The 21,511-nt window shown below is 61.4% G+C and carries 19 protein-coding genes; 15 read left to right on the forward strand and 4 right to left on the reverse strand.

The genetic code is table 11. The features are described from left to right. Positions 1-51: 51 nt before the first annotated feature. Both CGZ88_RS06095 and CGZ88_RS06100 read right to left on the reverse strand, forming a co-directional pair. Complete coding sequence (locus CGZ88_RS06095) at positions 52-1,146, reverse strand: sensor histidine kinase (protein WP_101671373.1); 1,095 nt, start codon at positions 1,144-1,146, stop codon at positions 52-54. Continuing rightward, a complete protein-coding gene (locus CGZ88_RS06100; protein ID WP_133120910.1) occupies positions 1,122-1,793 on the reverse strand; it encodes a response regulator transcription factor in 672 nt (223 codons plus the stop codon). Before CGZ88_RS06100 ends, CGZ88_RS06095 begins: the two co-directional genes overlap by 25 nt. 150 nt (positions 1,794-1,943) lie before the next feature. On the opposite strand from CGZ88_RS06100, the gene CGZ88_RS06105 reads away from it, so the two are divergent. From CGZ88_RS06105 to CGZ88_RS06150, 11 genes are all read left to right on the forward strand, one after another. Then, complete coding sequence (locus CGZ88_RS06105; protein ID WP_133120911.1) at positions 1,944-2,831, forward strand: hypothetical protein; 888 nt, start codon at positions 1,944-1,946, stop codon at positions 2,829-2,831. Then, entirely contained in the window at positions 2,824-3,360 is a 537-nt protein-coding gene (locus tag CGZ88_RS06110) for a peptidoglycan-binding domain-containing protein (protein WP_101671376.1), read from the forward strand. Before CGZ88_RS06105 ends, CGZ88_RS06110 begins: the two co-directional genes overlap by 8 nt. Then, the gene (locus CGZ88_RS06115; protein WP_026644824.1) at positions 3,357-4,043 is read left to right on the forward strand and encodes a hypothetical protein; all 687 of its coding nucleotides are present in this window, start codon (positions 3,357-3,359) and stop codon (positions 4,041-4,043) included. The genes CGZ88_RS06110 and CGZ88_RS06115 overlap by 4 nt, the downstream gene beginning before the upstream one ends. Then, on the forward strand, positions 4,040-4,756 hold the full coding sequence (locus CGZ88_RS06120) for an ABC transporter ATP-binding protein (protein WP_101671377.1): 717 nt from the start codon (positions 4,040-4,042) through the stop codon (positions 4,754-4,756). The genes CGZ88_RS06115 and CGZ88_RS06120 overlap by 4 nt, the downstream gene beginning before the upstream one ends. A 302-nt stretch (positions 4,757-5,058) precedes the next feature. Continuing rightward, positions 5,059-5,871, forward strand: coding sequence for an ABC transporter permease (locus tag CGZ88_RS06125; protein ID WP_026644822.1), 813 nt, complete (start codon positions 5,059-5,061; stop codon positions 5,869-5,871). 702 nt (positions 5,872-6,573) lie between these two features. Beyond that, on the forward strand, positions 6,574-7,947 hold the full coding sequence (locus tag CGZ88_RS06130; protein WP_026644821.1) for an MFS transporter: 1,374 nt from the start codon (positions 6,574-6,576) through the stop codon (positions 7,945-7,947). Between the two features lie 46 nt (positions 7,948-7,993). Next, positions 7,994-8,185, forward strand: a complete 192-nt coding sequence (locus CGZ88_RS06135) for a hypothetical protein (protein WP_101671378.1) — start codon at positions 7,994-7,996, stop codon at positions 8,183-8,185. A 175-nt stretch (positions 8,186-8,360) separates the two neighbouring features. After that, positions 8,361-9,422 (forward strand): ketol-acid reductoisomerase, encoded by a 1,062-nt coding sequence (ilvC, locus tag CGZ88_RS06140; RefSeq protein ID WP_026644820.1) that lies wholly within the window; start codon positions 8,361-8,363, stop codon positions 9,420-9,422. A gap of 828 nt (positions 9,423-10,250) precedes the next feature. Continuing rightward, positions 10,251-11,525: an MFS transporter gene (locus CGZ88_RS06145; RefSeq protein ID WP_101671379.1), complete on the forward strand. Its 1,275-nt coding sequence runs from the start codon at positions 10,251-10,253 to the stop codon at positions 11,523-11,525. Positions 11,526-11,545: 20 nt separating this feature from the next. Further along, the gene (locus tag CGZ88_RS08980) at positions 11,546-11,710 is read left to right on the forward strand and encodes a hypothetical protein (RefSeq protein WP_165778724.1); all 165 of its coding nucleotides are present in this window, start codon (positions 11,546-11,548) and stop codon (positions 11,708-11,710) included. A 43-nt stretch (positions 11,711-11,753) separates the two neighbouring features. Beyond that, positions 11,754-12,146, forward strand: a complete 393-nt coding sequence (locus tag CGZ88_RS06150; protein WP_101671380.1) for a hypothetical protein — start codon at positions 11,754-11,756, stop codon at positions 12,144-12,146. Here the strand turns inward: CGZ88_RS06150 and CGZ88_RS06155 are convergent. Further along, positions 12,103-13,845: a sialate O-acetylesterase family protein gene (locus tag CGZ88_RS06155; RefSeq protein WP_101671381.1), complete on the reverse strand. Its 1,743-nt coding sequence runs from the start codon at positions 13,843-13,845 to the stop codon at positions 12,103-12,105. The two genes, CGZ88_RS06150 and CGZ88_RS06155, sit on opposite strands and share 44 nt — an antisense overlap. A 117-nt stretch (positions 13,846-13,962) precedes the next feature. Further along, the gene (locus tag CGZ88_RS06160) at positions 13,963-15,060 is read right to left on the reverse strand and encodes an SGNH/GDSL hydrolase family protein (protein ID WP_101671382.1); all 1,098 of its coding nucleotides are present in this window, start codon (positions 15,058-15,060) and stop codon (positions 13,963-13,965) included. A 220-nt stretch (positions 15,061-15,280) separates the two neighbouring features. Between CGZ88_RS06160 and CGZ88_RS06165 the strand changes: the two genes are divergently transcribed. From CGZ88_RS06165 to CGZ88_RS06180, 4 genes are all read left to right on the forward strand, one after another. Next, positions 15,281-16,663, forward strand: a complete 1,383-nt coding sequence (locus tag CGZ88_RS06165) for a GH1 family beta-glucosidase (protein WP_101671383.1) — start codon at positions 15,281-15,283, stop codon at positions 16,661-16,663. 621 nt (positions 16,664-17,284) lie between these two features. Then, positions 17,285-18,667, forward strand: coding sequence for an ABC transporter substrate-binding protein (locus tag CGZ88_RS06170; protein WP_026644815.1), 1,383 nt, complete (start codon positions 17,285-17,287; stop codon positions 18,665-18,667). 794 nt (positions 18,668-19,461) lie between these two features. Next, positions 19,462-20,538: a carbohydrate ABC transporter permease gene (locus CGZ88_RS06175; protein WP_051198480.1), complete on the forward strand. Its 1,077-nt coding sequence runs from the start codon at positions 19,462-19,464 to the stop codon at positions 20,536-20,538. Between the two features lie 62 nt (positions 20,539-20,600). Beyond that, positions 20,601-21,470: a carbohydrate ABC transporter permease gene (locus CGZ88_RS06180; RefSeq protein ID WP_026644814.1), complete on the forward strand. Its 870-nt coding sequence runs from the start codon at positions 20,601-20,603 to the stop codon at positions 21,468-21,470. Positions 21,471-21,511 lie beyond the last annotated feature (41 nt).

Below are 21,511 nucleotides of genomic sequence, written 5' to 3' on the forward strand. Positions count from 1 at the left end.
AACAGAGCGGCGTCGAAACGTGGGTCGACTTGGCGCTTGCTGCGGCTGAAGTCACCGGGGAGGGCGCGTCGGCAGGGTGTAGGTGGCGGAAAATAGATTGCGATCATAGCTGATGGTGACTGTGCCGCCAATGCGTTCAATCTGCTGTTGATGCCGCGCAAGCCCGGAGGAACGCCCGTATTGGTGTGATGGTTCGGGCGTCGTGTTTTTGGGCGTATCGGTGATGCGGAATGCGGCGTTGCCGTTAGCGCTGTACAGCGAGATTATGTAGGGGTACTCGGGGTTCGGGTGCTTGAGCATGTTCGTCGTGGTTTCCTTGAGGATGTTACGTAGGAGCTCTTCGGCGGCGCAACTTAGACGGAGGGATGCCGTATTGGCGAGAAGTTCCCCATCGAACCCGGCTTGCGCAAGCTGATGTTCCATGTGTTCCACGGACGTGGCGATATCGTCGCTTGCAGGCGCCGATATACGATCCTCGCCATCCTCCAATGTGCTGATGATGCTATGGGTGTCCGTCAACGCTTGCGTCAGTTCGCCGTGCAGTTGTGCATCGTCGGTTACGTCACTGTCGATGAGCAGTAGTGCACGCGTGATGCCATTCGCCACACTGTCGTGCAGCAGCCGCGCGACGCGTAAACGTTCCATGTCTTCGACATGCTGCTTGTCGGCTTGTCGCCGCAGTTGGATTTGCCTGAGCAACATGCCGACGGCGGCTGCGCCCAGCACGAGCATGGCCGCGCCGGCCAGCTGCCAGCCATCTAATGGGCGCACATAGTCTGCGCGATAGGGATTGCAGATGATGGCGATCAACGCCAACGGTGCGGCAATCAGCACGTCATAGGTGCCAATCGCGCCCAAGGTTGCGATGAGCAACACCATGAGCGCACTGCTTGCCGAGGGTGTGGGAAATGGCAGATACGCGGAAGCCATGAGGAGGCATAGGGCTGCTCCAATGCCCTGCCGTGGATATTTGGGCATGATGAGGAAAGAAATTAACACGGCTATCATCAGCACATCCGCGTACCAGGAAAAGAACATCGGGCAGGCTTGGATGAGATACAGCGTGAAGCTGATGCATGCGATGAGCAGGATCCATGGGTGGCGGGTACGAAGTGCGGCTGTCAGATGAGATGCATGGTTTGGCATGCCAGTATGGCCTCGTTCCGGGTGGTGACGCCGAGTTTTGGCAACGCATGGTGGATATGCGAAAACACGGTGCCTGCTGAGATGCCGAGTTGTCGGGCAATGTCTTCAGTCGATTTATGTTTGGCGTACAGGCTGATGATTTCCAATTCGCGAGAGGTCAGCGAACGGCGATCATTGGTTGGGGAGAGACGAAGATACGCATCGTGGGCGTTGATAAAAGACGGATCGCAGCCCTCGCCTTGTGCCGCTCGCTCGATGGCTTGCATCAGCATACCGGTATCTGAGAGCGTGCATTTCTCGAGGAGTCCCTGCAAGCCGGCATCGATGCAGTCGTCTCGATAATGGCTGGCGGGGTAGGCCGTGATTCCGATAATGCCGGTTCTGCCGTCATGCTTGCGTATCCGGCGGCTCAGATTGGCTCCTGACTCCTCGTTGAGTGCCATGTCCATGAGAATGACGTTTGCGCGAAGATCGGGTTGGTCATACAGGCAATGTTCCAGTACATGCTGCGCGCAATCAGCGGTCCAGATTACTTGGAATGTGGGTGAGGCGTGTCCGACCATCAGCGCCAGCATCCTCAGCGAGCATGGGTCGTTGTCCACGATGCCGATGTGGATAACGTTGCCGTTCTCGGTTGTCCTTCTCATGGGTTCATCGTATACCAGTGCGCTGTGCACATGGCTCCGTATCCAGATTATCTGTATAGCAGCTTTGTATCAGAGAGTTGGTCTTCTTATGTTGAGAACTGCAGCGAGCGCTGCTTTTGGCACGGATGCTGAGAGGATGAGTGGGGGAAAATGGAAAACACGAGAGACCATAGGAAAGCATTGGCTTCATGTGTTGTTTTGTTGATATTGCTAGGTGTAGGCGCATGCGGTCATTCCAACGCCATTGACGTGCCGGATTCGGTGGCATCGGCCACAGTGGAATTGGCATCCGTGGATTTGGAAATCATGCAAGCGCAGGAAATTCTAAAACGCCAATGTATGCGCACAAAAAGTTTTGATGTACCAATCGATTACACGGTGGTTACTGTGCCGCAGAGTTATGTGGACGTCGGAGGGGTATTCCGCAGCAAGGAGGAGGCTAAGACTGTTGGTTACAATACGCAAACGGCGGATTTGACAGGGCGCAATATTGCGCTGGATGCATATGTGAATACCTTGAGCAACTCGGAGAGAAATCGGTATGAGCAGGAGATGGGGGATTTGGATACGGGTGGCTGCGCTGCTCAGGCTTATATAGCGTTGTTTGAATCCGCTGAAAACACGCGGGCCGTGCTCGATACATTCGATGACGTCATTCGTGAGCAATCCTCGTCAGCCATAGAGGCTCCGGATGTGCAGGCGGCGATCAAAGACGAATACATGCCCTGCATGAAGAAAGCTGGCTATGATGTACGCGGCCTGCGTGGCGGTGAGCTCGCCGGAAAGAAGTTCGGGCGCCATCGCAAATGGAACGAGCCTCCGAATGACGAAGAGAAGGCGATGGCGGTGCGGGATTACCAGTGCCAAGCCGATGCCAATCTGATGCAACGCATCAACAATGCGCTGGAACGGAACGTCGGCACTTGGATGGTGGCGAACGAGGCCATGCTGCTGGAACGTCATGAGAAACTGCAGCAGGCGCGCGAAATCGCCAATGAGGTGATTGCCGGCAAGCGCTCCTACGAAGCGCGTGATTGACATGCACCGCCAACGTTCATGGCCTCGCGCGTTCGGCATGACGCTGCTGGCCATGCTGCTCGTAGGGCTGCTGGTGGTGGGCGTCGTCGCCACGACCGTGGGTATTCAAGCATCGCGTGGGCAGCCGGAGGAACCCGCCACGCTCACCGCCACCATTCGTACCCGCACGCTTGCCGACGAAATGACAGGCAAGCTCGTGGCGTTCCCGAAGGCGACGGCCCATGTTCCCGCTGAGGGCACTGTGACGCGCGAAGGCCTCACCGCCGGTGCGAATCTTGACGAGGGTGGCGTGATCGGTGTGGTCGACGAGCGCCCCATCCTGCTCGTGCAAGGTGCCGTTCCGATGTGGCGAACCCTCGCGCCGGGTTCCAACGGTGAGGATGTGCGCCAGCTGCAGGCCGCATTGGCGCGGCTCGGTTATGCCATCTACGATGATGCGGGCGCCTTCGGGGATTCCGCCGCGCTCGCTGTGAACCAGTATCTGGCGGTCTTGGGGTATGGGTCAGTGGACGCGCGAACGCGCCGTTGAAGAGCGAGGATTGGAAGCGGACAGCGATCCCGCAACAGCAGCTCGTGTTCGCTCCTGCGACTCCGGTGATGGCGACCTCTCGATGTGGGATCGCCGGGCAGAAGGTCGCCGGTGAACTGTGCGTTCTCGAGACCGCCGAACGGGAGTACGCCATCGCCTTTTCTACGGTTGACGTTTCTGACGCGGATCTCGACGCGCTCGAAGGAGCGTCCGTCACCATTCCAACTGCTAACGGCCCAATCACAGGTACCGTCGGCAAACAGTATGTTGCGACGAAACAAGCGAATACGCCCACGGTCGGAGAAGGGCAAACTTCCCAAGAAAACACCGGCGCCAATGACAGTGCGGGAATCGGCGACGACAATCGCAGCTATCTGCGGTTGGAGAACGCCGATACGGAAAAACTGCAGGCGGAGTCTGCAAAGATAAACTCGGCAGAGACGCCGGTGACGGTGACGCGTATGCAGGGGAAAGCAGACGCATTGACAGTCGAATCGAGCGCGCTGCGGCAGGATGGCTCGCAAATCTGGGTGATGACGGAGGGCGGCGGCCGTGTGAACGTCGACACGGGATTATGTGTGCAGGGACTCTGCGAAATTGACGGCGACGGACTTGTCGACGGCATGGTGATCGTGTTGCCAGAGGTCTCAACCAATGACACCGCGGAACGGAAACGGCAATGAACGGGACGCCAAACGGCAACATGGAGCGGTCGGATGTGTTGGCCAGTCTACGAGGAATCGAGCGCACGTTCGGCATCACGCAGGCATTGCAGGAAGCTACGTTTGACGTGCGCGCGGGTGATTCAATAGCAATCACCGGGCCGTCGGGCTCTGGCAAGTCGACACTGCTGTCGATTATGGGTCTGCTCGATGTCCCTACAGCGGGGACGTACACATTGTGTGGTCACGACGTCTCGCATAGTTCAACCAGTCGTCGCAGCAGATTGCGCCGCGAGCACATTGGATTCGTGTTCCAGTCTTTTCATCTCATCGAACACTCCACTGTCGAGGAGAATGTGCTGTACGGCCTCTCAATTCGCAGACAAGTCGGCGCCCGTGCGCGGCAACTTGCAAGCGCGGCGCTCGAGCGAGTGGGTCTGCGGAACAAAGCTGCGAATTACCCGACAGACCTTTCCGGTGGTGAACGGCAACGTGTCGCCATTGCTCGTGCAGTTGCGTGGACGCCCACGTTGCTGCTGTGTGATGAGCCGACAGGCAACCTCGATTCGCATAATTCCGAGCTCGTCGTTGACTTGCTTTGCCGAGTCGTGGATGAGCGGTCTGCGCTCGTTATCGTGACACACGACGATGATGTGGCATGCGTATGCCGACGACAGCTGCACGTGATCGACGGCGTGGTGAGGGAGGTGCGCGATGAGAGGACCCGCGAGTAGGGCGGCGGTGGCGTTGATGCGGCGGTGGAGGAGGAACCTGTTCTCGCTATGCGCCGTGCTGTTCTGCGCAGCCACATTCGTCACGCTGCAAGGGATCACGCTGGGCACAAGCGAACGCACTGCGCAGCGCTTCGTCGCCATGGAGACCGGTGTGATTGTGGCCACATTGCCTGCGGCAAGCTGGGAACGGGCGGAGCGGGAAGTGATCGGCCAAGTCGTCGGCATTCCGCACGTCGAGAACGCAGGCACACTTGTCATGGGAGACCAGGTTCCGAAATCCGTGACTGCGGGCAGCTGGGGGGATGCAGTTGAGCACGAATGTGGCAATCGGCACGATGAATGGATTGCGCGCACGCGGTGCCCAGCTCCGTTCCGGGTTGCCGCTGGCCGACGACGATATCAATGCAGCGTTGCTCGGTGAGCGCGTGGCGCGCGAACTCGGCATAGGCGATGGGCAGAGCGGCCATGGGATTGCCGTGGACAGTGTGCCAATGCGTGTGGCCGGCATCATCGAAGACGCGCCGCATCAATCAGCGCTCGCGACAAGCATCGTGATGACACCGGCGACTGCGCGGCGCATGGATTTGCTGCCCTCGTCTCGCATCGTGCAGATTGGTGTCGAACAAGGAACTGCCAATCAGGTGGCGCAGTATCTGCCGATGGCGCTGCTTGCGGAGCAACCACAGGCGGTGTCGCTGAAACTGCCAGCGGATCCGCGATCGCTGCGCGAGAATCTCATGGCCGATGCAGAGCAGACGACACTAATCATCACCGTTGTCATGGTCGTCGTCAGTATCTTCACCGTGGTCAACACCATGCAAATCGTCATCACTGAGCGGCGGCGCGAGATAGGCATCAGTTTGGGGCTCGGCATGCCGGCATGGCATATCGCCCTGCAGTTCCTACTCGAGGCGATGCTACTCGGTTTATGTGGAGGCCTAGCGGGTATGACTCTGGGATCGCTGATTGCCGCCACGATCGCAATGTGCATGGGCTGGCAGTTCATGCTGCCGTGGAGCGTGGCGCTCGTGCCATTCGCGGGTGCCGTGGGCGCATTGGTGCCGGCGGTGCAGGCGACGCGCATCAATCCGGCGGAGCTGCTGCGCTCCAATTGAAACGAGTTGATGCAGTTGTCCTTCCTGCCGGTGGTTTCGAGGTGCCCTGCGATGCGTATGGCAAAGCACGAATGGCGAAGAACCCGCGATTCGGCGGAAGGAGAGGACGCGCGCATGCGTGCGTGACGCCGAGTGCTGAGGGAAATATGAGTAATGAGGGCAAGAACGGCGATGATCCTCGTCTGGGTGTTCATGAAGCTCGTCCAAGCGTGATGGCGGATTAGCTTGCGAGTAATACGGTGACATAGGGAGCCATGGTGCGTGTGTCGCCCCGACTGTGAGCGTCGGTGATGCCGTTGGGTGATGCGGCTGGTTATATTTGTACACTGAAAGCGGGAGAGTCGCATATTGTCTTGCTGTCCAAAATCATGAATCTCACTATATGGACACTGTGCGCGCTCGGTCGCGGGCCGGGGAGTAGGTTCTAACCCAACACGGCGCCGCGGCAAGCGCACGCCGCACACAGCAACGCAAACGGATACGTGGAAAGGAGGCTCGCGATGAGTGAGACCATGGTCGCACGACTGCAGATTGTACGAATTATTATCTCGCCATCGGCGAGCTGATTCGTATATCTGGAATCCAGCCCCGCCGATGGTGGCGGGGACGGATCGTGAAACTACCTCGGGCCCCGCCATATGTGCGGGGTTTTTGCGTTCGTACCCCAAGCCATGAACGCAGGCAAACTATCAGGAGGTTTTCATGACCGCAGCCGAAACAGAGGCGGAATCCGCCGCAGTCACTCTCGCCCGACCGGCGTCGCGCACAGCGCGCTCGTCGGTGGGCACGATCATCGCCGCATCCATGGTGGGCACGACGATTGAATTCTACGATTTCTACGCGTACGGCACGGCCGCCGCGAACTACTTCCCGCGCGTGTTCTTCTCTGACAAGACGAACCCGACCGTCGCGCTGCTGCTCTCGCTGGTCACCTTCGCCGTCGCGTTCCTCGCACGCCCGGTTGGTTCGTTGATCTTCGGGCATTTCGGCGACTCGATCGGGCGTAAGGCGACGCTCGTCGTCTCGCTGATGACGATGGGCGTCGCGACCTTCCTCATCGGCTGCCTGCCCGGTTACGACATGTGGGGCGTGTGGGCTGTGCTCGCGTTGTGTGTCTGCCGTTTTGTGCAGGGCATCGGTCTCGGCGGCGAATGGTCCGGCGCCGCGCTCGTGGCCACCGAGAACGCGCCTGCCGACAAGCGCGCACTCTATGGTTCGTTCCCCGAACTCGGCGCGCCGATCGGCTTCTTCCTGTGCAACGGCACCTACGTGGTGCTTGAGATGTTCAATGACGACGCGGCGATGCTCGCGTGGGGATGGCGCGTGCCGTTCCTGCTGTCGTCGCTGTTGGTGGTCGTGGGGCTGCTCGTGCGCGTCCATATGGAGGAGACGCCGGCGTTCCGCGCCGCACAGCGGAGCCAGCGCGTTGTCAAGGCCCCGGCGGTCGAGGTGTTCCGTACGAGCTGGAGGCAGGTGCTGCAGGCGACGTTCCTCGTCGCCGTCACCTATACGCTGTTCTATACGCTCGCCACATGGTCGCTTGCATGGGCCACGAAAACGGATGCGCAGGGCGGTGGCGGCCTTGGTTTCTCCACGCAGGAGTACATGACGATGCTGATGGCCTCGGTATGTGTGTTCGCCGTGTTCATCGTGCTCTCATGCGTGTTTGCGGATCGTCTGGGGCGTCGCCGTGTGATCATCGGGTCGTCGATTGCGCTGGTCGTGTTCGCGGCGGTGTTCCCGCTGCTGATGAACAAAGCCGTCGTCGGCGTGCACAACACGGCTGCTGCGATGCTGTTCCTGTGCCTTGGATTTGCGTTGATGGGCATTGCGTTCGGACCGATCGGCGCGCTGCTGCCTGAGCTGTTCAGCGTTAATGTGCGCTACACCGGATCCGGCATCGGCTACAATCTTGCGGCGATTGTCGGCGCGGCATTCGTGCCGTCGGTGGCCACATGGCTTTCGTCACATTGGGGCGTGGGCTCGGTTGGTCTGTATCTGGGCGTCATGGCGCTGGGTTGCCTTGTGGCGATACTGACCTGCCATGAGACCAAGGATGTGGATTACATGCGGTGACCCGCGGGTGATCCGTCAATGAACGATGCGTCAGGTAAGGAGAGGCTTGGCGGCGCCGCAGGCCGCACAGAAGAACAAGACGTCCATTATATGGACGAAACATATTGCTGATTTCCGGCAAGCGATGGTGGATTGGCGCTATTTTCCAGAAGAAACCGCGCGTATTCCAAAACGAGACGCCAACGGTATCCAAAAGATGGACTTGGCAAGGAGACGCTTGCGGATTTCGGTAATATGAGGACTCAGTTTTGGAGACAAAATCTCCGACACGGCGGGAAGCCTGCCTACGTGGATCGGCCGTTCCGGACCATGGAACGCGCGATCCATGAATCAGGCACAAGAACAACATAGGCGTCGCGGACCACTACAATGCCCGCGGTGCGCAGCAAAAGACAACAAAGGAGTGTGCCAATATGGCAGCACAGATCTGGTACGAAGACGACGGCGATCTCTCGGTTCTCGACGGCAAGAAGGTCGCGATCATCGGTTACGGCTCGCAGGGCCACGCTCACGCGCTCAACCTGCGTGATTCCGGTGTGGACGTCGTCGTCGGCCTGCGCCCGAACTCGAAGTCCGTCCAGTTCGCGAAGGATCAGGGCCTTGAGGTCAAGAGCGTTCCGGAGGCTGCCGCGGAGGCCGACGTCATCATGATCCTGGCTCCCGACCAGTATCAGAAGGCCATCTGGGACAACGACATCGAGCCGAACATCAAGGAAGGCGCCGCACTGGCCTTCGCGCACGGCTTCAACATCAACTACGGCTACATCAAGCCGTCCGAGGACCACCCGGTCTTCATGGTCGCGCCGAAGGGCCCGGGCCACATCGTCCGCCGTGAGTACGCGGCCGGCCGCGGCGTCCCGGTCGTGACCGCCGTCGAGCAGGATCCGCGCGGCGACGGCTGGGATCTCGCCCTCGCCTACGCCAAGGCACTCGGCGCGCTGCGCGCCGGCGCCATCAAGACGACCTTCAAGGAGGAGACCGAGACCGATCTCTTCGGTGAGCAGAACGTGCTCCTCGGCGGCGTCAACAAGCTCGTCGAGATGGGCTTCGAGGTCCTCACCGACGCCGGCTACCAGCCGGAGATCGCCTACTTCGAGGTCTGCCACGAGCTCAAGATGATCGTCGACCTGATGAACGAAGGCGGCCTGAACAAGGATCGTTGGTCCTGCTCCGACACCGCCCAGTACGGCGACTACGTCAACACCGTCATCGACGAGCATGCCCGTGAGCGCATGGAGTATCACCTCAAGCGCATCCAGGACGGCTCCTTCGCGAAGGAGTTCATGGACGATCAGGCCGCCGGCGCGCCGAAGTTCAAGCAGCTCCAGGAGGAGTACTCGAACGTCCGCATCGAGGAAGTCGGCCCGAAGCTCCGCGCGATGTTCTCCTGGAACAACGAAGCCGCGAAGGACGCCGACGAGGCCAACTCCTTCACCGGCAAGATCGCCCGCGCCCAGGTTCAGGACGCCGAGTGATTGAATCGGCCTGCACGGTAGTGCACGGCTGAGCCACGCCAGTAGGTACTGATAGCTACGTATAGGTAGGGTGCAGTTCATCAAGAACTGTACCCTACCTTTTTTGCTCTCCGCCCCGCCGGTCTGCCGGTCTGTTGCCTGACTCTGCTGGTCGCTGTCCTGCAACTCGCGTCCCGTTCCGTCGCTCCCGTCGACGAACCGCCCCGCTAACGGCCACCATTGCGAACGGCCTCGGCGAGGGGACCGACGGGATGAGTCACAAACCAGTGTGGTTGCGGGTTGTTTCGTCGCCTCCATCGGCGGATCAGCCCGTAGCGGGTAGTTCTGTCGGGTGTGTCGACGATCCAACCCGCGAATGGCCGCTGTTGTGGGTCATTTCGTCAACCCGCTCGACGGGTCGGACCGCATCGGGTCGATCCGCCTCTCCCGTCGAGGAATCGACCCACTAACGGCCGTGGTTGCGGGTGAGATTGTCGCGCGGGGCGACGAAACGGGACGGTGGGATGGTAGACTGACGAAGCATGTGTGGAATAGCAATGATGTCGATGATCGCGTGGGATATCTGACCGCGCGTCAGTGCATATCCTCTTGAAATCCTCGAATTTCCGATAGCCATCGCGCGCAGCCGCTACGTAGCGGCTATATCGGCATGCCTGCAACCACCTAAGCACGTCTAACTCTCACGCCCTAAATGCACCTGTCCTGGACCTACCCGTTCCAGTTCCGCTTGTTCCGCTTGCCTCGCCTCCGCATCCGAGCACTCGGAGCAAGCATCAGTGACGTGCCGATCATGCATGCCTTCGCGCGCATTCAAGCAAAGGAGACATCATGAACAACCATCCGCAATCCCAACCGGCCGCGGCCGCCGTCCCGCCGCATTGGCAGGCGCAGGTCGCGCTGCTGCTCACCGGTCAGGCGCTTTCGCTGATCGGATCGAGCATCGTGCAGTACGCGGTCTTCTGGTACCTCGTCATGCGCACCGATTCCGGCATCACGATGACGGTCGCAATGCTGTGCGCATGCGTACCGCAGGCGATCGTCTCGCTGTTCGGCGGCGCATGGGCCGACCGTTGGAACAAGAAGGCGCTCATCATCCTGCCAGACGCGCTCATCGCCGCTGTCACCGTCGTGTTGTCCATCGCGATTGCGCACAACCTCGCCGACCTGATGCTGTTCTTCGTCGTGCTCGCGATTCGTTCGGCCGGCGGCGGCGCGCAGACGCCGGCTGTGCAGTCGTTCATTCCGCAGATCACGCCGGAGCATGCGCTGCTGCGCGTGAATTCGATCAACGGCACGATTCAGTCGGTGAATCTCATCGCCGCACCCGCCGTCGCCGCCGTGCTCGTCAATCTGCTGCCGTTATGGGCGATTCTCTACGTCGATGTGACGACGGCGGTCATCGGCGTCGCTTTCGTCGCACTGATTCGTGTGCGTCGCGCGCGTGCCGCCGCTGCGCAAGCGCCGAGCGCGTCCGTGTTCGACGATATGCGCACCGGTCTGCGCTATGCGTGGCAATACCCGCGTATCCGCAGTGTGCTCGTCGCCTATGCCATCGTCTGTTTCATCAACATCGCGCCGATGAATCTCACGTTGATTCTGATGAATCGCGGATTCGACGGCCAGCAGCTCAACCTTGGCTTCACCGTATTGTCGACGGCCGCCGACAAGCTCGCGGCGAACGAGATGGCGTGGAGTGTCGGCATGGTGATCGGCGGCGCGCTGCTCGCCGCGTTCGGCGCGCGCATCTTCCATGACAATATGGCGCTGCTCGCATGCGCGTTCATCGGCATGGGCGTGTGCACGGCGGGACTTGGGTTGTCGCCGACATTGCTCGTCTATCTGTGTGTCGATTTCCTCGTCGGTCTGTGCACATCGCTCGGCTCGTCGCCGACGTTCACGCTGCTGCAGCATGAGAGTACGCCGGAGATGCGCGGCCGCGTGTTTGGCCTGCTGACGACGTTCTCCGGTTTCGGCACGCCGCTCGGCATGCTTGTGTTCGGGCCGCTCGCCGATGTGATCGACGTGCGTGTGATCTTCGTCGTCGGCGGCGTGCTCACAGTGCCTTTCGGCATCTGGCTGCTGCGTGTCGACCGTCGCCATTGAGCGCGTCTGTCAGGAGATTCGTGACAGACGGTGGCGGCGCATGGTCCTTCTGGATTACTGTCGAACATACGGGTGGCATCGTCGGGATGCCATTGACGATACGGGCGGAGGCGCAGATGGCTGAGGGACGTGATCGACCGCGTGTGATGCGCATCGGCGTTATCGACAACGATGTGTGGCGCTGACGACCGGCGATTGGGAATGGGCGCGACCAGACGAACACTTCTGGTGGGCGTCGGGACTGCGGTGCCCTACGGCTGCACGCTTGGCGCAGTCCCTGCGCTGCTCGGCGTCGGCATCGGCGCCGGTGTGCGCTGGCTGCTGCGCATGGCGCGTGCCGCGCGGTGGACGCCGGACGCCAGACGTCGCATGGCCATCACCGTCGCCGGCGTGGCATGGGGCGTCTTCGTCGTCAGTGCGATTCTTATCTTCGCGCTGGCCGTCCCCGCAAGCGCGACGCCGCTGCCATGGACTTATCCGGTGCTGCCGGCGACGCTGATGCTCGCCGCCGGCAGCACGGCGCTCATTCCGCTATCGGCCAATCCATCGGTCAACGCTCGGAATCGGCGTCCAGCCGTCAGTCATCGGCGAACGGGAATGCCGGCAGACCGTCGCCGTTGAACAGCGGGGCCGGACCCCAGCTGCGCCACGCGTACCGCACGGCGGTCGGCGCGGGCACCTGCGGCGCCGACACGCGCACCTTCATATGCTCACCGTCGGCCGCGTCGATGCCGCTGTACTCGAGGATCTGCGCTTCGGCGTCCACATAGACGCCGTCGTCGCCGGCGATCTCGAATCCCGAAGCTCCGGCTGCACGCGCGCCGCTCTCGTCGTCGGCGTCACGCATCGTATCCGGCGTCGTGCCTCGCCAGTGCAGTCCATGCGCATGATTGAACATGACGTCGATTGCTGCGCCTGCGACGCTCGTGTGCACGGCGCGCGGACTCTCGGCGGCCACATCCTGATGTCCATAGACGGTACGCAATGCGAGATTCGCGATGCGTTCGCCGACCGTGCGCTTGTCGAGCGGATGGATGTTGTCGAATTCGCCGCAGTCCATCGTGCAGACGAGCTCCACGTCGTCGAGCGATTCGCTCGCGTCGTACTGCGCGGCGCGGATGGCCGGCCAGCGGCGCGGATCCTCGCCGAGCGCCGCGACCTGGCCGTCGATCCACTGCGGCAGCTGCACGACGAGGAACGGCAGCGTCCGCGCGCCCGGCTGATAGCCGACCGTCGGCTCGTCATAGCCGTCGAGATTCCACAACGTCCGCCATTCATCGATAAGCAGCCCGAGCAGCTCACGGTAGGAACCGCATTGCAGTTCATCCTCCTCGCCCTGATACCACAGGAATCCGCGGACCGTGTACGGTGCGACGCGCCTGACCATGCCTTCGAAGGGCGCGCCGACGCGGCGCTCCGAGAACGGCGTGACCGGCGGCGGCCACGGGCATGGCCCGAGCACGGCGTCGATCTGCGGCTGCGTGATGCCGGGATGCGTGTCCTTCATCGCGGCGACGTCGTTGTTCCACTGGTCGAAGGTGCGCTGCCACGCGTCCGCCTCGGCGCGCATCTGCTCGTCGGTCTTGCCGGCGATCGCCTGCTCGTAGCGTTCGACGTACGGGCGACCGGCAGTGGAGCCGTTCAACGTGGCCGTGCTCATCCAACAGGAGATCGACGTGCCGCCGATATAACAATCGATGATGCCGACGGCGACGCCTTCGCCGAGCTTTTCGCGCAGCCGGAGTCCGAAATGGTAGCCGACGGCAGACATGTGCGCGACCTCGGGGGTGACGGCGGCGCACCATGCGCTGTCGGCCTCCGCCGCCTCGTCGACGGCGCCGACCTTCGGCGTGTTGTAGAAACGCAGCAGCGGGTCGTCAGCGGCGGCGATCTCGTCGGCGCCGTGCTCGCTCGTATGCAGTTCGAGTTCGATGTTGCTTTGGCCGCCGGCGAGCCACACTTCGCCGATGAAGACGTCCGTGCAGGTGATCGTGTCGTGGCCGGCGCGCACGTCGAGCGTGTACGGACCGCCTGCCGACAGCGGCGGCAGCAGCACCGTCCACGCTTCGGCGTCGCGCACGTCCTGCGACGCGCTCTGTGCGACGATGACATCGTCGGCCGTCCGCAGCTGCACGACGACCTGCGTGTCGCGCGGCGCCGTACCGAAGACAGCGATCGGCATATCGCGCTGCAGCACCATATGGTCGGCGAAGACGGCGGCGACGCGCAGCGCCCCCGCGCGCGTGCGATCGGCGCCGTGATGGCGGCCGCCGTGCGCCACCTTCGACGCTCCGGGTGCGATTCCCGTCACTGTGGACATGTCACTGCCTTTCCCGATGAGCCCTGCCCGAGCTTTCGTACTGATGATTCGCCGGCTGCCGATGGTCTGCCGATAGCCGGCGCGCGCCGATCACCATCTCCCGTTATCGCATGCGCGTCAGCGGCCGCTCCAGATATCCGCGCCGAGCGTATCAAGATAGGCGACGAGCTCGCGCGCCATCTCCTCGTCCTCGGCGATGCGCGGATGTCCGGGCGTGCCGCTGCCGGCGCGCGTGTAGCCGAAATAGCTGATGCGCGGATCGTCGATGGCCTCGACCGTTTCGCGGATCGCGCGATCCCACTGCGCGCTGTGCTCGAGCACCGTCGTCGTGCAGACGATGCGCGCGTGCGGGTAGCGTCCACGCAGCGCGCACACGAAGTCCGCATAGCGGGCACGCCAATGGACAGCCTCGTCGCCGTCGTAGTCGTCGGCCATGAAATCGTTCGGATGGGAATCGTTCTGTCCGAGCGCGATGATGACGACCTGCGGCTCGTAATCGTCGAATCTCCACATGCTCGACTCGCCGAGCGCCGGGTTGTAACGCACACGGTCCCAGATGCTCTCCATGCCCACGTAATCGGGGGCATTGAACCAGCCGATGCCGTCGATGAGCGGTGCGCCGCCCTGTGCAATGATGCGCAGCTCGGCGCCGAGCGCACGCGCGGCGATCGCGCCGTACGAATACCAGGCGTTGCTGTACGACGACAGATCGGCATCCGGATCGGACTTGCCGGTGTAGAGGACGGCCTCGTTGCGCTCGCCGCAGCTGACCGAATCGCCGTAGATTTCGATGCGGCGCGTGCTCGGCGTCTCAAGCGGCGCCTCGATGTGGGCGTCATCGTCCACCGCGACGCCGACGAATTCCATATAGTGCATGCCGCCGTCCTGACGTTTGAAGACGACCGCCTTGTGCTCGATATCCGGCAGATGATCGGCGATGCGCAGCGTCAGCACGCCTTCGTCCTCCTCGGTGTACACGGGCAGCGTCGGCTCGGCCGGCGAGGGGATGCGCACGCTGTACTGCGTGTTGTCGATGATGACGCCGAGGCGGATGTCGCCGTAGTTCCAATGGTTGCGCAGTCGCACGCTCAACGATGTGCCGGTGAAGCGGAATCGCGTCTGCGTGTAGGGGAACACCCACAGCAGGCCGGCGTCGGTCTTCTCGGTGCGCCCTTGGTACTGAAACGCTTGATCCGTATAGGTGATGAGCCGCATGACACTCCTTCGTATGCATCGTCTCGGTACGGCGGCGCCCGCGGATGGGTGCGCCGCCGTGTCCTGCTGTCCGCTGTGTTCCGATGATAATCGCGGGGGCGACCTCGACATGCTGAAGCGCTCAAGTTTCTCTGTGGCTTCGGATATATATTGATGCACTTATCAGCAGCGCGGAGCGCCGACGGCGGCGTCGGCGGCACGTCAACGAAAGGACGAAGCGATGGAAGAACGGTTCCCGAAGGGATTCCTGTTCGGTACGGCGACGGCGGCGTACCAGATCGAAGGAGCGGCGGCCGAGGACGGCCGCACGCCGTCGATCTGGGACACGTTCTCCCACACCGGACACACGCTGAACGGCGACACTGGCGACGTCGCCGATGATTTCTACCACCGTTGGGAGGATGACCTCAAGCTGCTGCGCGACCTCGGCGTCAACGCCTACCGATTCTCGATCGGCATCCCGCGCATCATCCCGACGCCGGACGGCAAGCCGAACGAAGCCGGCCTCGACTTCTACGAGAAGATCGTCGACCGTCTGCTCGAGTACGGCATCGCGCCAATCGTGACGCTTTACCATTGGGATCTGCCGCAGTACATGGCCTCCGAGGGCGGACGCGAGGGCGGCTGGCTCGAGCGTGACACCGCCTACAAGATCGCCGATTACGCCGGCGTCGTCGCGAAGCGGCTCGGCGACCGCGTGCACACCTACACGACGCTCAACGAGCCGTGGTGCGCGACCTATTTGAGCTACGGCGGCACCGAACAGGCGCCGGGACTCGGCGCAGGCCCGCTCGCCTTCCGTACCGTGCACCACATCAACCTCGCGCACGGCCTGATGTGTCAGGCTGTGCGCGCCGAGGCCGGCGGCAAGCCGGAGCTGTCTGTCACCTGCAACCTGCAGGTGTGCCGCGGCGATGCCGATGCCGTGCATCGCCTCGACCTCATCGCCAACCGCGCGTTCCTCGACCCGATGCTGCGCGGCCGCTATCCGCAGGAGCTGTTCGCGATCACGAAGGGTATCTGCGACTGGGACTTCATCCGTGACGGCGACCTCGCGCTCATCCATCAGCCGATCGATGTGCTCGGCCTCAACTACTACTCGACGAACCTCGTCAAGATGAGCGACCGTCCGCAGTTCCCGCAGAGCACGGCGGCTTCGACGGCGCCGGGCGCGAGTGACATCGACTGGCTGCCTACGGCCGGTCCGCATACCGAGATGGGTTGGAACATCGATCCGGACGCGTTGTACGACACGCTCGTGCGGCTCAACGACAACTATCCCGGCACGCCGCTCGTCGTCACCGAAAATGGCATGGCGTGCCCGGACAAGGTCGAGGTCGGCCCCGACGGTGTCAAGATGGTGCACGATGCCGAACGCATCGACTATCTGCGCCGGCATCTGGAGGCCGTGTACCGCGCGATCCAGGAGGGCACCGATGTGCGTGGCTATTTCGCATGGTCGCTGATGGACAACTTCGAATGGGCCTTCGGCTACAGCAAACGCTTCGGCCTGACCTATGTGGATTACGAGACGCAGGAGCGCATCCGCAAGGACAGCTTCATGTGGTACCGCGACTTCATCGCCACGCACAGCGCGCGCTGAGTCGATCGCGCAGGAGGCGCCGATTCGTTTGCTGCGGATCGGCGCCTTTGTCATCTGTGATGGTTGCGGGGGTCTGGTGCCGGGGAGGCGACGTTGGTCTTGAACGCTTGCCGCATTGCGACAGCATGGAGCAGGGCCGATGATTGCCGTCGGATGGAGGGGAGGACATGGCTCATGGGCCCGGTTTCGCGAAGGGTGAAGGTGACATGTCATCCGTCGTCGGCGAATTCGGCGACGGCAACGCGCCATGAGGTCCTCTTCGGCTTGGATTCTGCGGTCGGGGACACGCCGAGATTATGAAGCGCTTAACACAAGAAATCGTCGTATATGGTGTCGGAGCGAATCAAGATGTGTTGCGGCATGGTGTATTTGTGCAACGGAAAACCGTTGGGAATACTTGGAAAAGACGATAGGCTGTGACAACGCTGACATAACGTGCTCGCGGTGATGGCAGTTGAGGACGGTAGTCGAGCTACTTAAGCGCTTGACAAGCTGAGAAAAGTCGGTTATATTGAATGCCATCGTTCACCTCAGGCAGGCAGAGAAGCCGAGAGGTGGCCCAAGCTCATTGCTGAGCTGGACGTCGGCGACGACGCCCAAGAGACCAGGAAGGACACAAGAATGAACGTCAAGAAGATCGCGGCGGCCGGTATCGCGGCGGCGTGCCTCGTCAGCGTCGCTGCGTGCGGCGGCAACAACGGCGGCTCCGCGGACAGCAACAACAAGGCCGGCATCACCTATCCGCAGATCAAGCTCGGCGAGACCGACAAGGACCTCAAGGCGGAGATCACCTTCTTCAACGGCCGCACCGACATGGGCCTCGCGGACTACCCGGGCAAGAACTGGGAGTCCTACATGAAGGACTTCAACGCGATGTACCCGAACATCAAGGTGAAGGTGCAGACCGACTCCAACTACGCGGATTCCGCGCTCACCCGCCTTCAGGCGAACAACGACTCGTGGGACGTCATGATGATCCCGGCGGTCGACCGCTCCGAGTTCTCGAACTACTTCGTCTCCTACGGCAAGACCGAGGACATGGACAAGGAAATCAAGCTCGCGAACGAGAAGGCCTATGACGGCCAGACCTACGGCATCGCGACCGACGGCCAGACCTCGGGCATCGTCTACAACGCCAAGGTCTTCGAGGAGGCCGGCATCAAGGAACTGCCGAAGACCCCGGAGGAGTTCCAGGCCGATCTCAAGCTCATCAAGGAGAAGACGAAGGCCATCCCGCTGTACACGAACTTTGCCGAGGACTGGGCGATGGGCGCATGGGATGCCTACATCGGCGGCAACGCGACCGGCGATCCGAAGTTCATGAATCAGGTCATGCCGCACGACAAGACCCCGTTCAAGAAGGACGACGAGGCTCCGGACACGCACCCCTACGCCGTCTACAAGACACTCTACGACGCGGTCGCCAACGGCTACACCGAGGAAGACTACTCGACGACCGATTGGGAGTCCTCGAAGGGCAAGATCAACAACGGTGAGATCGCGACGATGGTGCTCGGTGCGTGGGCCGTGCCGCAGATGAAGCAGGCCGGCGACCACCCGGACGACGTACAGTACATGCCGTTCCCGATCACGATCGACGGCAAGCAGTACGCGACGCTCGCGGGCAACTACTCGATGGGCATCAACAAGAACTCCGACGCCGACCGTCAGAAGGCCGCGATGATCTTCGTCAAGTGGATGACCGAGAAGTCGGGCTACGCGAAGAACGAGGGCGGCATCCCGATTGTCAAGGACGATGATTCCTACCCGGACACCTACGAGCACTTCAAGGACGTCGAACTGATCGTCGACGACCCGGCGAAGGAAGGCGAAGAGGACCTCTTCGCTGACATCAACTCGGATTCCGAGCTCGGCATCAACAACGGCAACGGCAAGAAGATTCAGGACATCGTCGTCGACGCCGCGAACAAGACGAAGACGATTGACCAGATCATGGACGAGTGGGATCAGAAGTGGGGCGCGGCTGTCGAATCCGAGAGCTGACCTGACTGGCGTCAGCGCCCATGACGGGTGCTGACGCTCTCGATCCATTCCCATGGCATAACCTTAACTCCTTTCCCTTTTTCCCCTTTCTTTCCTCGATGAGGGCCGGAACGGCAACGTTCCGGCCCTCATCGTTGTTATGGGGAAGTGAGAGGGGGGCGGGGATGTCCGCAATGGCCGTGCCGCGCCGCCTGGATCGGATCCCGGCACCCGGCCGCCAACGTCGCGACACGCCGAAACGCCCGTTCTTGGCCCATCTTCGGTGTGCGGAAATTCGCCTGCGGAGGAATGATATAGTTATGCGCTTAAGTATCGCGGAACTGGCATGGCATGAGGGTGTGCATGTCGGCGAAATCGTTGGAAAATCAACGAAAAGTCGACGTAAAACATCGCTCGTACCGCCGCATGGGCGTGCTGAAATGCACAGCTTATTGAGTGAAGATCGGCGCAATGTGCGATGACGGACGTTGAGCGGAGGGTCGTGGCCGCGACGGTGCTGTCAGTTGCGTAGCAGGGTTGAAAATCGCCGCAATATCAGGGAAACGGCGGCTTCTGAGGGTAGTGGAACGCCATCGGAGGGACTTGCGGGGGAAGTGGGTGTCGTTCGTCGTGCGACGCGGGGGAACTTAAGCGCTTGACAAACTGAAAACACACGGTTATATTGAGTGTCATCACTTATCACAGGCAGGCAGAGAAGCCTGAGGTGGGTATTCCAAAGGACTCATTGCTGAGTCGGGAGGAAAACGCAGACGCCCCGGCGTCGGCGGAAGGATAAGGAAGGAACAGAGACCATCATGACTACCACACAGCCGAACGTAGCGGTCGCGGAGCGGTCCGCCGCGGACATCCCGTTCAACAAGCATCGCAGGGATTGGAAGAAGACGGGCATCATCGTCCTCTTCTGCCTCGTGCCGGTTGCGCTCCTCGTCGTCTTCACGTATCTGCCGTTCTTCCAGATGTGCGGATACAGCCTCTACAAGATGAAGTACATCGGCACGCCGAAGTACATCGGCATGAAGAACTACGTCGACATCTTCACCCGTCCCGACCTGCTCGCGACGCTCAAGCTCTCGCTGTACTACATGGTCGGCGCGCTCATCCAGGTGGCCCTCGCGCTCTACCTCGCCACGGTCCTCGCCTTCAAGGTCAAGGGTGGTGCGTTCTTCAAGGGTGCGCTGTTCTTCCCCTACCTGATCAACGGCATCGCGATCGGCTTCATCTTCAAGTTCTTCTACACCCGCGGCTACGTGCTCGATTCGGTGCTCCAGTGGTGCGGATTCGACCTCAACAACCTGCCGTACTGGCTGCGCGACCAGAAGGTCAACAACTGGTCGCTCGTCGCCTCCTCGGTCTGGAGGTACCTCGGCCAGACGATGATCCTGTTCATCGGCGCGATCATGTCGATTGATGGTTCCCTCTACGAGGCGGCTGAGATCGACGGCGCGAACAAGTGGCAGCAGTTCAAGCACATCATCCTGCCGGGCATCCAGACGATCCTCGTTCTGAACATCATCCTGTCGATCACCGGTTCGCTCTCCGCCTTCGAAGCGCCGTACGTCATCACCTCCGGCGCGAACGGCACCGGCACCTTCTTCGTCCAGATGGACAAGATTGCGCACTCTGACCAGAAGGTGGGCCTCGCCTCCGCGATGGCCGTGGTCCTGCTCATCATCATCATGATCTGCGCGCTGCTGCAGAAGATCGTCATGGGCTGGCTGTTCCGTGACGCGGACGATGGCACCGCCAAGGCCCGCAAGCATGCGCAGAAGGTCGAGAAGCAGCGCAAGAAGGCGCTGCGTCAGGCCAACAAGGTCAAGGCCGGCAACGCCCCGCTCTTCAAGAACGGAGCCCAGAAGGAAACCGAGGCGTGAGCACGATGTCTAGCGAAACGATCACCCCGGATATGCAAACGAACTCGCAGAAAGGAAAGGCCATGGAAGCCTCCGTCGAAAAGGTGAGCGCCTGGTACCATGTGCGCCGTTGGGTGCTCTCCTTCCTCAAGTACTTCAGCCTCGTCTTCATCACGTTCTGCGTCCTGCTGCCGCTCGCTTCCTGCGTGTGGACGGCCGCGAAGACCGACGCCGAATACAAGACTGGCAACGTCATGGCGATGCCGCACAACTGGTTCAACTTCCAGAACTACGCGGATGCGTTCAAGCTGTCGAACATGGCCGTCGCCTTCCGCAACTCCTTCATCGTTCTGGTGTGCGTCTGCTTCATGACGACGATCATCGGCACCCAGCTCGCCTACGTCCTGAGCCGCTTCCAGTTCCCGGGCAACGCGTTCATCCGCGGCGCCTTCACGATCGCGGCACTGCTGCCGGGCATCGCGATGCAAGTCGCGGTCTACAAGATCATGGGCTCGCTCGGCATGATTAACTCGTTGTGGGGCTACATCATCATGTCGATGGGCACCGATGTCATCTCGATCTACATCTTCATCCAGTACTTTGAAAACCTGCCGATCTCGCTTGACGAGGCGGCGATGATCGACGGCGCGAGCTACTTCACGATCTACGGCCGTATCCTGCTGCCGCTGCTCAAGCCGGCAATCGTCACGGCCCTCATCCTCAAGGGCGTCGGCATCTACAACGAGTACTACGCCGCGAACCTCTATCTGCAAGACAAGCAGAAGCTCGGCACAGTGGCAATCTCGCTGTACGCCTTCACCGGTCCGCAGGGCTCGAAGTACAACCTGATCTGCGCAGGCGTCATCGTGACGCTGCTGCCCGCCCTGATCCTGTTCCTGATCTTCCAGAAGCAGATCTACAACGGCGTTGCAGCCGGCGCAGTCAAGGAGTAATTTCCAGACTTACCCTTCCCCTTTCCTCACCGTCAGGGAGC

Source organism: Bifidobacterium anseris, assembly GCF_002860345.1.
GTDB classification, from domain to species: Bacteria; Actinomycetota; Actinomycetes; order Actinomycetales; family Bifidobacteriaceae; genus Bifidobacterium; species Bifidobacterium anseris.